The 616-nt window shown below is 58.1% G+C and carries 2 protein-coding genes; both read right to left on the bottom strand.

Going from position 1 to position 616, the window contains the following annotated elements; genetic code table 11:
* Positions 1–151 (bottom strand): Rid family hydrolase (locus A3730_RS08290; protein WP_255364224.1); only part of this gene is annotated, 151 nt, incomplete at its 3' end.
* 150 nt (positions 152–301) lie between these two features.
* Positions 302–616, bottom strand: a 315-nt coding sequence (locus tag A3730_RS08285) for a bifunctional (p)ppGpp synthetase/guanosine-3',5'-bis(diphosphate) 3'-pyrophosphohydrolase (RefSeq protein WP_197477372.1), incomplete at its 5' end; no start/stop codon positions are given.

Genomic DNA, 616 nt, shown 5'->3' with positions numbered 1-616 from the left:
CCTCCATGTCGCCTTCAACCAGCTCCATGGTTTCCGGCACCAGCGGAATCTGGCCGGACAGATACACGGTGGAGCCTGCCTTGATGGCCTGGGAATAGGTGCCAATGGCTTGCGGAGCCTTGTCGGTGCTGATTACGGAATGGTTGGACATGATGTGTTCTTCGTCAGTTATGCCCCCGGCCACGGCCAGCAGGCGAAAAAAGGGAAGCGGCTATGCTTGCACGGGTTAATACCTGCACGCAATAGCGCGGAGAAACCGCCAAGAGTGCCTTGGCATGTTGCGTGAGGGGTGCTGCGTTTATCAAAGCCGGTGGATGCGGACGATGCTGTCCAGGGTGCGCAGTTTCTTGATGATGCGGGCCAGGTGGATGCGGTCTTTTACCGTCATGGTCACGTTCAGGGTCGTGAGGGTGGGGTCTTTTTCCGCCATATCGATGGTGTCGATGTTGGAGCCCAGTTCCGACACGCTGTTGGCCAGGGTAGCGAGCACGCCGCGCTTGTTGATCAGCTCGATGCGCAGGGCGGCGGTGAATTCCTGCTCTACCTGTTTGTCCCAGCTTAGCGCGATGCATTTTTCCGGCGCATTGCGCATTTCCGCCAGCAGGTTTTTGCAGGT

Source organism: Alcanivorax sp. HI0044 (assembly GCF_001634945.1).
This window is presented reverse-complemented; position numbering and strand designations above follow the sequence as displayed.